The sequence below is a fragment of the Dapis hubbardiae BLCC-M172 genome, from assembly GCF_050016015.1.
Taxonomy (GTDB): Bacteria; Cyanobacteriota; Cyanobacteriia; order Cyanobacteriales; family Microcoleaceae; genus Trichodesmium.
Map to the genome: position 1 here is coordinate 29,821 of NZ_JBNHEQ010000022.1, position 12,901 is coordinate 42,721.

Genomic DNA, 12,901 nt, shown 5'->3' on the forward strand with positions numbered 1-12,901 from the left:
GGGAAAGAGAAAAGGTAGATGCACCCTGATGGATAACCTCCGCCGTGATTGGTGGGGGTTTTTTTTTGCGACAAAATAGTAACTAGAAAATTAAATTGATTCTTTCCGGAGTCAAGAGACAAAGATGGGAAAGAGAAAAGGTAGATGCACCCTGATGGATAACCTCCGCCGTGATTGGTGGAGGTTTTTTTTTGCTCTTAAATAGCAACGCCGAAAATTTAGATTATTGTCAAAGTCTACAAAGTTGTAGACTACTCTAAATTTCCTGTAGGAATAGAAGCAATAAGTTGGCGCGTATATTCTCGTTGTGGTTGCTCATAAACTTGTTCCGCAAGACCAATTTCTTCAATTTTGCCTTGGTTCATCACCATGATCCGATCGCTCATAAATTTCACCACACTCAGATCGTGGGAAATAAAAATATACGTCAACCCAAATTCATCTTGCAATTCTTTTAATAAATTCAGCACTTGCGCTTGCACCGAGACATCTAAAGCAGAAACTGACTCATCACAAATAATTAACTTAGGATTCAATGCTAAAGCACGAGCAATACAAATTCGTTGACGTTGACCTCCAGAAAAAGCATAAGGATAACGACTTAACGAGTCAGCAGTTAATCCCACTCTTTCTAATAAATGTGCTGCGCGATCGCGTCTAATTTTATAACTATTACCTACACCATGAATTAACATTGGTTCCATAACTGCTGCACCAACAGTTAAACGGGGGTCAAGGGAACCAAAGGGGTCTTGAAAAATAATTTGCATATCTCGTCGCAACCTCCGCAACATTTGCTCATATTTTTCTTGATTACGATTTTTGCCATTTTTTGGTTGAGAATTTTTCAGGGACTCCAAAAATTGCTTAATTCCCGACTTACCTGCATGGTGGTTTGTAATTTCTTGACCCTCAAAAAATACCTCTCCACTTGTCACTGGAATTAATTGGAGTATTGCTCTTGCTAAGGTACTTTTACCACAACCAGACTCTCCCACTAAACCCAGAGTTTCACCGGGAGAAACAGCAAAAGAAACATCATTAACTGCCATCAAGAGACGTTGAGTTTGACCGAAAATTCCTTTGACTGGGAACCCGACTCGTAAATGATTAACTTGCAAGATGGGATTTTCAGTTGTTTGAGGTGCTGTTTCTTTTGCAAAATCTATATTTTGTGGTTGTGTTACTGCTGTGTTTTTTTCCCGAATTTCTATTTCTCCACTAGAATTTGTTACCTCTTCCATGAAATCAGAAACAGTAGGTAGACGCAAAACTTTTCCATGTAAGGGAGGACGACAAGCTAATAAACCTTTTGTATAAGGATGCTGTGGTTGAGAAAATATTTGCTCAATTTCACCATATTCAACTATTTTTCCTTGATACATTACTGCTACAGTATTAGCTACTTCGGAAATTACCCCCAAGTCGTGGGAGATAAATATAATAGACATTCCTCTGGTTTCTCCTAATTCCCGCAGCAAGTCTAAAATTTTTGCCTGCACTGTAACATCTAAAGCTGTTGTCGGTTCATCTGCAATTAATAAAGTAGGGTTACAAGAAATCGCCATAGCTATCATTACCCTTTGAATTTGACCGCCAGAAAGTTCGTGGGGATAACGGTCTAACATTGCTAGCTTTTTTTGGTTAACTTGCAGCATAATTTGGCGGTCGCTTAACCCTTCTACTTGACTAACAGCAGACTTACCTGAACCATTTACTATTGTTGCTAACTCCCGTTGAGATTTTTTCTGTCCTAAATTTTGACTATCCTCTGTTATTTCCTCCAGAGATTTTTGTCGCAATATCTCATCACTGGGGAGAAGTTTTACTTCTTGAAGTAGGGATGCTGCTTGACGTCGTGCTTCTGCTGCTGAAACATTTTGATGAAATCTAATAGCTTCTGTTAACTGAAATCCTATGGTGTAAACTGGGTTAAGAGAACTCATGGGTTCTTGGAAAATCATGGAAATTTTCCCACCCCGGTATTGTTGTTTTTCTTGTTCCAGTAATTGTAATAAATTTATTGGTTCAGAGGTTTGTTCATTTTCTTCGGAATTATTAAACCAAATTTCACCACTAATTTGGCAAGATTTTGCTAGTAATAAACCCATAGTTGCTAGAGATGTGACAGATTTTCCAGAACCTGACTCTCCAACAATTCCTAGAGTTTGTCCTTTCTTTACAGTAAAGGATATACCATCAACAGCTTTTACCAGTTTTTCTTCAGTTGTAAATTGAACTTTGAGGTTACGAACATCTAATACAGTATCAGTCATTATGATTTAAAAATTAAATACCAACAATTCAATTAATTATAAGTAGTTGTGCAAAATAAATTTCCTAGTGGAGAGAGGGAATAGGGAATAGGTAGAAGTTTCGGAGTTATTTATTTATTTTTTGTTTTTTGAAACCTAATTTATAATTGCTAGATAGGGTTGGCTGAAAAAGTATAAGTGGTAGGAGTCAGGAGGTAGGGACGTATCGCTGCGCGACATGGAAAGCGGAGCATTCCGGAACGGAAAACGCATTTTTGCCTGTGCAACGTCCGTACAGAGTCAGGAGTCAGGAGGAATTTAGAGGAGGCAGTCGGAAAAATTATCCGTTGATTTTTCTGCTATAGTCAACCCAAAATCCTAACTTTTTGATTTTTCGGGAACCGTGCATGAAGCAGCTCAAAACCAGGTACTTTTTCAAGACTTAAAAAGGTACTTACCTTTATCTGTCAATGCTTTTAGATTTAATCAGCAAACCCTAAATATAGGGAATAGGGAACAAAGTAGAAAATTGAAGCTGATAATCAAAAATTGTCTTGTGTCGTTTTATGATGGCCCTCAATTACCATATGTTCACTCTTGGGTTATAAAATTTATTGATTTTCAGTATCTAGAATTAGCACTTGTTAAATATTTTACCAGTTTATCTTAGCTATTAAAGCAAAACTCTAAAAAATAAAATATTTCAAATATACTTATTAAATCAACTATAACACTCCTACCAATTAATTTTTTTAGCAGAAACTAAAGACAATATAGTATATATTAAGTCACTTTAATTTTCTCTACTTTCATTAAATACCCCTATTCAGTGGGATTCAGTGGGAACTTTATTGGATTAAAATAATTCTAAATACTAATGGTAGTTTAATTTTTATTTTTGCTCAGAAGTATGAACATCAAAGCTATAGTTTGTAATATCCAACTATACCCCCAGAGACTAATATCCCGGTCTTTATTAGTTGCAACTTTGTCTACATTGGGCTTAATGATGGGTGTAGTACCTAGAGTGTCAAACCCATCATCATTAACTCCTATATTTGATACAGCAGTCTATGCTCAAGAATCTTTCACAGATCAAGCAGTAACTGCTGAAGAAATAACAAAGTATGCTTTTTCAGTCTTACAAATTGAGAACTTAAGAATAGGAGTATATAGAGAAATTAAAAATGAATTTCAAAAACAAACTCCCAGTGGTTCTGTTCCACCAATAATTTGTAATCAGAAAAGTAGTGTTAATACTTTACCACAAAATGTTAAGGTAATTGCTGTTAGTTACTGCAATCAAGCTAAAAAAATTATTGAAGGAAATGATTTGACAGTTTCTAGGTTTAATCGAATTACAATGACTCAAAAAACCGATCCAACTTTGCGAGAAAAAATTCAAGCTGAGTTGATTCGTATTCAAGAAGAAACTGGTAATTAGGGTTTGCTGAAGTCTTATGGGTGAGAGTAGGAGTCAGGAGGTAGGGACGTTTTGCTGCGCAACATGGAAAGCGGAGCATTCCGGAACGGAAAACGCATTTTTGCCTGTGCAACGTCCGTACAGAGTCAGGAGGAATGGGTATGGGAGCGAGGAGGTAGTCAGAAAAATTATCCCTTGATTTTTCAGCCATGAGTCAACCCAAAATCCTAAATTTTTGAATCTTTTTGACCTAAAAGTTCGTACTTTTTCCAGACCTAAAAAGGCTAAAATCTTAATTTATAAAGGCTTTGATATTTAATCAGCAGAGCAATAATTAATTAATTAATTAGATATCTCCAGATAAAGAGGGAGTAGGGGTAGACATCTCTAAAAAAGAGGGAGTAGGGGCGATTTCGTTCCGAGTGCTGTCGCAAACGCCTTTGCGTTTCATGTGCGTAGCAAAGCATTCTGCAGGAAATCGCCCCTACTATTGTCATATTTGAGGTGTGTCAAAATACTACAAGTTTTGCTAATTATTTGGTATAATTAAAGGTTGACCTGATTTTTCTTATCCCAGGAATTATCAACTAATGAATAATATTTGGCAACGTTTAAAAAATCTACCTTGGCCAGAACTATTTTTAGTAAGTTTAATAACTACTTTGACAGTAGTAACTTCAGAAGTATTATTAATCCTCAGCTTAACTTATTTCTTTGTGATTCTCAAACCATTGAATATGTTATTTTCATCTCCATTTTTTGGGGTTTTAATACCCATAGGGGTAGCAATAGGAATGGGAGCATTAGCGGTTTATTTATTGGAATGGTGGCAAAAAGAATGGTTACTGAATAATTCTAGTCTTTGGGCGCTAGTTTTCTGTTTATTTATTGGTTTATTATTAAAATCTTTATTACCTTTGCCTTCTATATTGCTAACTGCATCTAGAGCTTCATTAATAAGTTTAGCTGTAGGAGTTTTCTGGAAAGGACGACCTTATTGGCAACGATAATTAATAATAATTAATAATTAATAATTAATAATGACCTCTTGTTAAAACCGAGAGATAGTAAGGGAGTATGGAAATCTTTCATTATTCATTATCCATTATTTATTATTCATTAATTTCAAACCTGCCCCCCAATGATATAAACCACCGTCGGGCGGGGCGGGTTTATGTAAATCTTAGAGTAAGCATGAAAATTTCTGATGAAACCCGCCCCTACAATTTTTTCAACATTTTAGACGTGTCACATGTCACTAGGGTGGGTTTAATACACTAAATTGTGCTTATGTCAACCTTTTGGGTTAAACCTGCCCCTACAATTTTTTCAACATTTAATTAGACCTAACTACTTAGATATCTCTAACAAATTAATCAACCTTTTTTTTCTCTGTAGGGACTTTCGATGGAAAGTCCCTATATTATTGCGATCGAAATCACATATTTTTCCAATTAAAGCTTGTAGTAGAGCTGCTAGCCTGAACTGTAGAAATTGCTCAAGCTTTACTACAAACAAAAACTTTTTTATCACTGATTATCCGGAAATAATATAATAGAATTAAATTTCAGTATAGTAGATAACAATTTACTAAAATTAACTTTTTCTATAACTATTTTTTTATGTAGATTTACTGAATAGTTTACTAAATTTTACAGATAATAATTATTTTTTTAAGTTTGAATTGTTTCATATCTATACTAACAAATTTTTTTAATAAAAGCCTGTGATTTGAAACACAAATTAAAATACTTAATCGAATCTTCACAATAGTAGGGTAAAAAATTAAAGTTATTGTGAAAATTTATCAAAATCGGCCAATTTAACTATGCAATTGGTGACATCAAAGTTAAAGTAGAAATATCATTGATAGAGTTGAATTTATATAGGATTATCTGAATTATGAGTTCTATTACAAGTATTTCTCCAGAAGTTTCTCATGGCGATCATAACTATTTAGATAGGCTACTACAACCAATTAGAAAATATCTTGATGGTGTAGAAGTAAACAATCCAAAAATGGCACATTGGTTATGTAAATTAATTCCAGCTCAATGTCCTTTTGAGAGAGATATAAAACTATTCGGACATCTACTTTTCCATATTCCTCCTATGTGTAAACTTAATCCTTTGTACGACCAATTTATCGGATTAAGATTTAGAGCTTTAAGTTTTCTGGCGGATGATTGTGGGGAGGATATTAGTAGGTATTGTTGAAATCTATTTCTGATTTTAAATTGTTTGGTTTTTATGTTGTTTGCCGTTAATTTCTGAATAATATTTAGTGTGGTAATTAAAGCCCAGTTTCAAGGAGGAAATTGGGTTTTTTGGTGTTATGGCGCTACGCGCTAGGGAATAGGGAATAGGGAATAGGGAATAGGCACAGCAAAGAGGCTCACACTACTAATATTATGTTCGGATAAATACTAACTATAAAGTCATTGCGACTGGAACGGAGTGGAAGGAAGCAATCTCAGGGGTTTGAGATATCTCTTCCATCTATATCCTAATTATAACTATTCAACCGAACATCATATAACCTACATCTACCCGACTTCTGTCTGCTCAGATATAATCTGGCTGAAAACTTGTCATTGCGACGATAGGAAATAATCTCGCGTTACCCCTGAGATTGCTATCCGTTCTGGAATGCTCCGCAAACCTTCCACTCCCTTGCAGTCGCAATGACTAGGCGATAGTAATTATCCAGATTTGATATTACCCTTTCATATAGAATCCCATTGAATAGTCGTCATTGCAACGACAGGAAGCAATCTCGAACCCTGAGATTGCTTCCCTCCACTCTATTCCAGTCGCAATGACTAGGCTATAGTAATTATCTAGATTTGATATCACCTATTGATACAACAAAACCCAGAAATACTATGAATATACAAACAAAAAAATGCTGGAACTCTCCTGTTTAGCTTTTAGGAGAATGCCAGTTATGGGAATATCATTTTTTCCAACTTTAGAATTTATAGTAGATGCAATTATAGTTCAAAACAATTTCTTAGTGAGACTGACGACGACGGGAAAGGAACATTCCACCACCGATGAATGCTAAAGCTGCAATGCTGCTAGGTTCTGGTACGCGAACTTTTGGGTTAGAATTAATATCGTCGTTGAGAGCAGCGTGTGTATCGGAAACGTAGAAAGACACATGAGAGAAAGCTCTGCCTTGTCCCTTATTGGTGGAGACACCCAGAGTATTGATGTTTAAAATGTCACCTGCTTTGATGCCATCGAACTCGTATGCACTCCAATTTGTGCTTGTTTTTAGAACAAGAGCAAACTCATAGTTAACGTCTTGCAAAAATGTGACTGTTCCTGCATTATCTTGTGTAAGTTCTAGTTCGTAGAAATTAGTTGATCCTGTAAAAGGATTGTTTATAGTAAAATTTTCTCCACTAATATCTATCTTGTAAGCATCATGACTGGCTCCAGGATTAATCGTTGCATCACTTTCAAACAGACTTGCTACATCGTCTTGTTGATTAGAGTCATTACCATCAAAACGTTCGCAACCAGTATAAGTGGATATGCCAGAGAAATCTAAATCAGTACAAAAAATGTTAGTTTCAGCTTCGGCAGTTGAAGTTTCGGTGTTGTTTTGGTTACCATTGCCATTGCCATTGCCATTGCCATTCCCATTCCCATTGTTAGCAAGAGCATCTGTAGTGGATATACCAACCAACCCAATGCTCATTACAGAAGCAGCTAATACAGTAGATAATACGCTTTTCATCTTAATTATTCTCCTTGTTGGTTTGTTGTAACTTTTAACTTCTAGAATATAAAGTGTAAATCTGAAGATTTATTTTTTAATTCTGCTTGCTTACCTTTCATTTACCATCATGCACTAATTTTATAAAAAGCGCAATATATAAAGGTATATCTTTACGAAAAAAATATAAATATGTATTTTCACAGATTTATTATTATTACAATAAAATTAATAAAATAGTGAGAATACTGATGAAAATTATCTAAATATACGTTAAATGGCTTACTTTTTTGTAGTGGTTAAGTGAAATCACTTAAATGAATCCCGAAAGCTTTTTTTTGAGGAGAGGAAAATTAATTGATTTGTAGAGATAAAAATAAAGATGAAAAGTGGCAATATCTATTTTATAAAGGAGAAATATTGTTATGTGGCCTTGAGCGAAGCCAGAAGTCATAATTCATAAGTCAAAAGTTATTTTTGTAACGGGTATTTTGAGCAACCCTTCAAAAACATTTCCCCGTCGAATCAATAAAATTGTAGGGGCAGGTTTTACCATTAATTTTGATGATGTTTTGGGGTGGGTTTAGATGATTTGTTGTTGGGTATCACAATTAACTGATGAACCCACCCCTACGGGTTGATTTCTATTATGTACTGAAGCTACAACCTACCCTCTAAACACAAAATTATCAGCGTCAAGTGTAAGTCCAGCATCCAGAGTGACGAATAAACCGCCAGTACCTAACCCTGCACCATTACCATTCTGGTTATAGAATAGATTACCATTATTGGTATTGTAAACGATCGCCACATCGTTAATAGCAGCATCAGCATCACTGGTGACAGTACCAAATATTTCGTTAAAATTAGCTGCATCTCCAGGAATAGCAGTGAAAGTTGTTCTGTCTAGGAGAATAATATCCCGCTCCACATCAAAATCAGTAATCGTATCCTGACCTAAATCATCTTGACTATAAGCTCGATTTGTGTTAAAGATAAAACGGTCAATACTAGCACCGCCAGTCATCACGTCATCTCCAGGACCACTATTGAGGCGATCGCGTCCTGGACCACCCCTGAGAGTATCGTCACCAGGACCACCAAATAAGCGGTCGAAACCTGGGCCACCATTTAATATATCGTTACTACCACGACCAAACAAGCGGTCAGAACCACGACCACCACTAAGAGTATCTTCAAGAGCAGTACCAGTGAGGCGATCGTTAGTACGACCACCTCGAATAGTTAAGACTGTATCCTGACGCTCAGACAAATTTTGAATCCTTCTGTCTTGCTCTGGACCAACGTCTGTCCTGCGAAAAGTTGTACCACCAATGGGGAAGTTTTCTGACAGAAACTCAGCTAGTGCATCTTGTTCAGAACCGTTATCAGTGAAGCTAGCGTTGTTAGTTGCACCTGTTGGAAGAGGTTCATTTACCAACTCAACTGAATTTTCGCCAAACAGTGGGAAAGGATAATTATCGCCTCCACCTGCAAGGAAGTTGAGAGTCACCAGGCGAATTTCTCGGTCTGGGTTTCCAACTATTTCTCCATCGCGAACTACAACATCGGCGATCGCTCCATTTTCATCTGTAATTGCCAGACTCCTGATGCGCTCTCCATCTGTTTCAATAGCTGTAACATCTTCATTAAATTCGATGGCTTGTTGAGTGGCATCAAAACTGAAAGTAAGACCTCCCACCTGGGGAAACTGACCAGGAGTTGAAGTATCTGTAGTTGCTGCTACACCGTGTTCGAGAATTTGTTTGAGTTCTTCTGCTGTAACTGTTAGGAGAGTTAGTTCGTTATTGAAGCGGAGGGTATTCTCAATGTCTAGCTGAGAAATTTGCCCTTCTTGTTTACCTACAAATTCATTTCCAGCAGGTGGTAACTGCACTAAGTCATCGGAAGTACCGCCAGCAGGAATAAATGACTGACCTATGTTGTCGCGGATACCGCCACCATTTTTAATGGAAACTACTACATCAGATTCATATTCTTGGGCAATAAATAAATTTGCATCCGCCGTAAGATTTCCTAAATTAGTTTCTTCTGTGCGGACATTTCCTCTTGTACCGTTGAGGAATACATCTGTGGAACCGAAAATATTACCGTCTCTGTCAGAAATATTGGCATTAATAGCATTTGTTACAGCTACCACTGTGGGATATGCTTCATCTTCTGGATCGACATCTTGCCCAAAAGCTCGGTCAACTCCTTCATCATCAGTAGCATAAGCACCACTTAAATCTTCATCGAAACTGGTAATAATACCATTTTCATCAAAGTCAGCGATGAGGCGACCAACATATCTGTAGTTACCGTCGGTATTGACAACTAATACAGGTTCGTTGCTAGCAGATGTAAATTCCAGGGGATATTGACCTTGACGTTGGTCTCCATCCCGAAGGATGTCGTCTTCTGTGGCCAGGAGAGTATTGGAACCACCTGCGATGATAACATCAACACCTTCCAGAAGTTCTGCTAATTCTTCTTCAATACTAATCTGCTGCATGTGTGCTAGCAGAATTACTTTATTAATACCTGTGGCAGTTAATTCATCTACTGTTTCTTGGATAATTTCAGATAAAGCTGCAATATCATCAGTGTCTGATGGGGAGACAACAACATCACCAGGAGAAGAAATGGAAGGTAAAGCAGGGGTCGTTGCGCCGACAATACCTATTTCTTCCCCATCTACTTCAATGACAACGCTACCGGAAATTGTATTAGGTTGGGGCGCTCCACCGTCTGCTACAACAAAACCAGCAAGGTTTTCATCAGGACTGAAGTCAAGGTTAGTGCTGAGATAGGGGAACTGAGTACCTAGAAAACCTTCGTTACCAATTCCTAGTCCTGTAATTTCAGGGTTTGCTGCAAGTAGGTTAGCAATGGTTCCTGTTCCTTGGTTAAATTCATGGTTACCAAAAGCAACTGCTTGAAACCCAAGAGCATTATTGATTAAAATATCACCAATTCCTGCTTCACCATAAAGTTCATTACTATCACTAGCATTAAAGAATGGTCCAGAAATATAAATGTCTCCAGAAGATAATTTTAAAGTATTCTCAAAATCATCCTCTAGAGCATTCATAACTGCAGAAAAATTAACCGCATCTTCTATTGCTTGAATACCTGCTTCTTGGTCAGCAGCATGAAGAATTTGTAGTTGAATTGGTTCCATGTATTTCGGTAAATTTTAAAATTTTTCTTGCTTATAATATCCTAAAAAAATTAAGTAATATTTAAAGAGAGTTTTTCATCAGGTTAAGGGTTGGTTAAAAAAACATATATTCTAGATAAATAATGTTATTATGTAATTAACTAATTCAGCTAAATTAGACTCACAAACCAAGATATGAAACGGCGTAATTTTATTGGGTACATTTTACTATTTATTACCAGTTGTTCGGCAACAACAAATAATACTAATAACTCGGAAATAGCAAACAAACCAGAAATACTACGGTTTGCAGTAACAGATGTTGTTGGTGAGGAAAAGTTACCTGATTATGAGCCATTTCGTGCTGTTCTGGAAGAAGTATTAGGAACAAAAATTGAGTTTTTTCCAGTTGAGAGTTATATCACAGCTACAGCAGCTTTACAGTTGAATCAAGTAGATTTGGTATTAGCTGGGCCATCGGAATATGTTGTTATTAATGCTCGGACAAATGCAATACCTTTAATTGCAGTGACTCGCCCTAATTATTATTCTGTAATTGTAGTTAATGCTGATAGTCCCATTAAATCTGTTGCCCAACTGGAAGGTAAAACTATAGCGATGTCATATATCGGTTCTACAGGTGGTCATCTGGGGGTAACGAAACTACTGATGGAAGCAGGATTAGATCCTAAGTCCGATCTGAAAATTATGATGTTGGGAGATGATGGTAGTCTAGAAAGTTTTAAACAAGGAAAGGTTGATGCGTGGGGAGGATCTACTTCAGACTATGATTTTCTCCTCAGAACGGAGAACGCATCAGAAAATGATTTTCCGATCATAGCTAAAACTGCTTTGTTACCTAGTGATGTAATTATTGTTAGTAATAAACTAAATTCTCAGGTAGTTGAAGAGTATAAAAATCTTATTGTTAATAATCAAGAACAATTAGTTGCAGCTTTGGCAGAGGGAAAATCTACAAAAAAATATAATACTTCTGAACTTGTAGTTGCTAATGATGCTGATTACGATTTGATTCGTGATGTTTATAAGGAGATTGGAGAAGGTGATTTAATTTCACAATAATCTATCGTTATTAGACTGTTTCAGCTAAAATTATGCCATATAATTGTCATTGCGTTTAGCGCAGCTTTGCGATAGCAAACGATAGTGTTTGCGGAGCATTCCGTTAGGAAAGCAATCTATAATTAATTTTATATTGCAACATTTAAGATTAAAAAATCCATTATTCACAATTTACTTGTAATTTGAGTAACTCTCATTTCTAGAGTAAGTTAAACACAAAAATTATTAGGTCTGATTCAGGTAAAAAATTCTAAGTTTTAGAGAATAGGAAAAAGTTTAACAGGGGCATCAATATTATTTGTTATGTAACTCAGTAATTCAGCTAAATTTCGAGAGGAAAAAAAGCATGAAACGGCGTAATTTTATTGGGTATACTTTACTATTTATTACCAGTTGTTCTGCAACGACTAATAACTCGAAAATAGAGAATAAACCAGAAAAACTTCGATTTGCAGTAACGGATGTTGTTGAAGAAAGAAAATTAAAACGTGATTATGAAGCATTTCGTGCTGCTTTAGAAGAAGTATTAGCAACAAAAATTGAGTTTTTTCCAGTTGAGAGTTTTGCCATGGCCGCCGCTGCTTTACAGTTAAATCAAGTTGATTTGTTATTAGCAGGACCTTCAGAATATGTTGTTATTAATAGTCGGACAAATGCAATACCTCTGGTGGCAGTGACTCGCCCTAATTATCGTGCTGTAATTGCCGTTCCTGCTGGTAGTCCAATTAAATCTGCTGCTCAACTAAAAGGTAAAACTTTAGCATTGTCAGATATTGGTTCTACGAGTGGTCATCTCGGACCGACAAAACTTTTGATGGAAGCAGGATTAGATCCTCAGTCCGATCTAAAAATTATGATGTTGGGAGATGATGGCAGTCTGGAAAATTTTAAACAAGGAAAAGTTGATGCTTGGGGAGGATCTGCTGTTGATTATCAATATTTTCTCGACACTGAGAGTGCATCAGAAAATGATTTTCCAATTTTAGCTAAAACTGATTTGTTACCTAGTGACGTAATTATTGTTAGTAATAAATTAGATTCTCAAGCAATTGAAGAGTATAAAAATCTTATTGTTAATAATCAAGATAAATTAATAACTGCTTTAGCAAAGGGAGAATATACAAAAAAATATAAAGGTTCTAAATTAGTAGCTGCTAATGATAAAGATTACGATTTAATTCGTGATGTTTATCAAGCGATTGGAGAAGGCGATATAATTTCAGAATAATATTTAGATAGAACTGGTAATA

At 36.1% G+C, this 12,901-nt stretch carries 8 protein-coding genes; 5 read left to right on the plus strand and 3 right to left on the minus strand.

Translation table 11 applies throughout. The annotated features are described in order from the left end of the window. Positions 1–251: 251 nt before the first annotated feature. Complete coding sequence (locus ACP6PK_RS02895) at positions 252–2,276, minus strand: ABC transporter ATP-binding protein (RefSeq protein WP_426557606.1); 2,025 nt, start codon at positions 2,274–2,276, stop codon at positions 252–254. An 889-nt stretch (positions 2,277–3,165) separates the two neighbouring features. On the opposite strand from ACP6PK_RS02895, the gene ACP6PK_RS02900 reads away from it, so the two are divergent. The 3 genes from ACP6PK_RS02900 (at position 3,166) to ACP6PK_RS02910 (ending at position 5,895) form a co-directional block, all read left to right on the plus strand. Continuing rightward, a complete protein-coding gene (locus ACP6PK_RS02900) occupies positions 3,166–3,699 on the plus strand; it encodes a DUF4168 domain-containing protein (protein WP_426557608.1) in 534 nt (177 codons plus the stop codon). Between the two features lie 569 nt (positions 3,700–4,268). Further along, entirely contained in the window at positions 4,269–4,688 is a 420-nt protein-coding gene (locus tag ACP6PK_RS02905) for a peptide chain release factor 1 (protein WP_426557610.1), read from the plus strand. An 892-nt stretch (positions 4,689–5,580) separates the two neighbouring features. Further along, positions 5,581–5,895: a Mo-dependent nitrogenase C-terminal domain-containing protein gene (locus ACP6PK_RS02910; protein WP_426557612.1), complete on the plus strand. Its 315-nt coding sequence runs from the start codon at positions 5,581–5,583 to the stop codon at positions 5,893–5,895. Between the two features lie 796 nt (positions 5,896–6,691). Here ACP6PK_RS02910 and ACP6PK_RS02915 read toward each other — a convergent pair. Continuing rightward, positions 6,692–7,426, minus strand: coding sequence for a PEP-CTERM sorting domain-containing protein (locus ACP6PK_RS02915; protein WP_426557614.1), 735 nt, complete (start codon positions 7,424–7,426; stop codon positions 6,692–6,694). Between the two features lie 646 nt (positions 7,427–8,072). After that, entirely contained in the window at positions 8,073–10,589 is a 2,517-nt protein-coding gene (locus tag ACP6PK_RS02920) for a 5'-nucleotidase C-terminal domain-containing protein (protein ID WP_426557616.1), read from the minus strand. 174 nt (positions 10,590–10,763) lie between these two features. On the opposite strand from ACP6PK_RS02920, the gene ACP6PK_RS02925 reads away from it, so the two are divergent. Both ACP6PK_RS02925 and phnD read left to right on the plus strand, forming a co-directional pair. Further along, a complete protein-coding gene (locus ACP6PK_RS02925) occupies positions 10,764–11,651 on the plus strand; it encodes a phosphate/phosphite/phosphonate ABC transporter substrate-binding protein (protein WP_426557618.1) in 888 nt (295 codons plus the stop codon). Between the two features lie 346 nt (positions 11,652–11,997). After that, entirely contained in the window at positions 11,998–12,879 is an 882-nt protein-coding gene (phnD, locus tag ACP6PK_RS02930; protein WP_426557620.1) for a phosphate/phosphite/phosphonate ABC transporter substrate-binding protein, read from the plus strand. Positions 12,880–12,901: the final 22 nt, after the last annotated feature.

Excerpts from the sequence above, each read along its gene's own strand:
- ACP6PK_RS02915 (WP_426557614.1), bottom strand. The coding sequence starts at position 7,426 with ATGAAAAGCGTATTATCTACTGTATTAGCTGCTTCTGTAATGAGCATT.
- ACP6PK_RS02900 (WP_426557608.1), top strand. The coding sequence starts at position 3,166 with ATGAACATCAAAGCTATAGTTTGTAATATCCAACTATACCCCCAGAGA.
- ACP6PK_RS02895 (WP_426557606.1), bottom strand. The coding sequence starts at position 2,276 with ATGACTGATACTGTATTAGATGTTCGTAACCTCAAAGTTCAATTTACA.
- ACP6PK_RS02910 (WP_426557612.1), top strand. The coding sequence starts at position 5,581 with ATGAGTTCTATTACAAGTATTTCTCCAGAAGTTTCTCATGGCGATCAT.
- ACP6PK_RS02920 (WP_426557616.1), bottom strand. The coding sequence starts at position 10,589 with ATGGAACCAATTCAACTACAAATTCTTCATGCTGCTGACCAAGAAGCA.
- ACP6PK_RS02905 (WP_426557610.1), top strand. The coding sequence starts at position 4,269 with ATGAATAATATTTGGCAACGTTTAAAAAATCTACCTTGGCCAGAACTA.
- phnD (WP_426557620.1), top strand. The coding sequence starts at position 11,998 with ATGAAACGGCGTAATTTTATTGGGTATACTTTACTATTTATTACCAGT.
- ACP6PK_RS02925 (WP_426557618.1), top strand. The coding sequence starts at position 10,764 with ATGAAACGGCGTAATTTTATTGGGTACATTTTACTATTTATTACCAGT.